3 protein-coding genes are annotated in these 1,744 nt (G+C 31.1%); all 3 read left to right on the top strand.

The window, feature by feature from the left end:
* A partial coding sequence (locus tag ACJML3_RS08310; protein ID WP_406022280.1) for a hypothetical protein occupies nucleotides 1–267 on the top strand: 267 nt, incomplete at its 5' end.
* A 263-nt stretch (nucleotides 268–530) separates the two neighbouring features.
* A complete protein-coding gene (locus ACJML3_RS08305; RefSeq protein ID WP_406022278.1) occupies nucleotides 531–1,436 on the top strand; it encodes a GGDEF domain-containing protein in 906 nt (301 codons plus the stop codon).
* Nucleotides 1,433–1,744, top strand: a 312-nt coding sequence (locus ACJML3_RS08300; protein ID WP_406022276.1) for a hypothetical protein, incomplete at its 3' end; no start/stop codon positions are given. The genes ACJML3_RS08305 and ACJML3_RS08300, both read left to right, overlap by 4 nt.

Raw genomic sequence — 1,744 nt, 5'->3', positions numbered from 1 at the left:
AAACTTGATGAGAACATGATTAGATTAAGACAGGAAGCTAATGTTAATTATCATCGAAATGAGGGAAATGAAAAGATTTCTATCATAAATGCAAAGAAAGAAGCATTAGAGAATTCAAAGCGTTCTGACAATAACGAGAATGAAAGGTCTTTATCAGCTTCTTTTTCACAGATTTCTCAAGGGGATTATGATAAAAACAAGAAAAAGAATACTAAAAAGAATACATACCAGAAAAAAACAGATGCACTTATCAATGCCTTTAAATAAAGGGAGATCTCATGCATTTTTCATTGAAGTTTGAGATCTACTTTTTCATATTCTTTTTGCTTCTAATTATAGTTAGATCAATTTTCAGAGAACATGACAGACGTAACAGAGCTTTTTTAAGGTGCTGTTATGTTCTTATGTTCTTATGCATATTAAGACAGATCCATAGCTGTTTTTCATTTTCTTATTACTATGAAATTTTTTATTTTATGCAGAGTCTGGATTTTTCTGTATGGATTTGTTTGTCTTATTGCTGGGTGTATATGGTTCTTGAGAAGGTTGGCTTTGAAAATATCATTAGAAAAAAAAGTACTGTTTTATTACTTTTTACTCCAGTAATCATTATTACAGTCCTCTCATTCATGTCACCTTTTAATTATGCACTTTTTAAGTTTAATCTTTTTGGAGAGCCATCCCCAAGCAGATTTAGTTTTGTGCTTTATTATTTTGTAGTCGTTTATGCATCTGTAGGCTTTTTGGCTTGTTTATATAATTTCATGCGTTATTCAAGAACACTACAGGCAAAAGAGATTCTCTTTTTAGGTATATTTACCTTATTTATAGGTGTTTCCCAGTACTATTCAGCTTATTCTAATAATAATCTTTATGCATGTGTATATCTTCTGTCTTTAGTGATGTACTATATAGCTCTTCATGAGGATAAGGTATTTATCGATCCTCTGACTGGTCTTAACAACAGAAACCGTTTTAGGCGGTATCTTTCATATATCATGTCTTCCCAGTCATTGAGAGTTAATATGTATCTTACATATATTGATATTGATAATTTTAAATCCATCAATGACAACCATGGGCATCTAACAGGTGATCTTGCTTTAAGAACAGTTGCTGAGGCAATGCGAGAGATAAGTGTAAATTCAAAGAACTTTTTAGCAAGAATCGGTGGTGATGAATTTGTAATTGTTTCTTCTCATCCTACTCAGACTGATTTGAAAGCTATGATAGTGAGAATGAAAAAATGCCTCAATGAAAAGGCCAAATCCAATTTTTCTGATTTTACAGTTGGTTTTTCTGTAGGTACAACTCAGCTTAACATACCATATTCTAGTATTTCTGATGTCATTAAATCAGCTGATAGAAATATGTACAGGCAAAAGCAGATGAAAAAGCAAGGCTTAATCAGTGAAAGCGGAGCAATCAGAAAATGAACCAGCTAATTTCATATTCACTGCAGATAGATATTTTATGTATTTGTATATTTTTGCTGATTGCTTTTAATCTTTGGAAAAGTGGAGAAAAAACAAAACAGCTATACATATCTGTCATAGCAATTGTATTTGTTCAGTGTCTTTCAACAGGAGTTGTTACATATATGCATGCAGGTAACTGTATGCTAGAACTTTCTTTGAAATTGCCATGTGTTCAGTCTATTAAACTTATTGTATTTTTTACATGTTTGAACAATTTTATGGCAGTATTTACATCTTATATTATCTTTGTAATTACTTATCAGAAA

This window comes from Succinivibrio sp., assembly GCF_045124615.1.
Lineage (GTDB): Bacteria > Pseudomonadota > Gammaproteobacteria > Enterobacterales > Succinivibrionaceae > Succinivibrio > Succinivibrio faecicola.
Note: the sequence above shows the minus strand (reverse complement) of the source record. Positions and strands in the feature narration are given on the sequence as shown.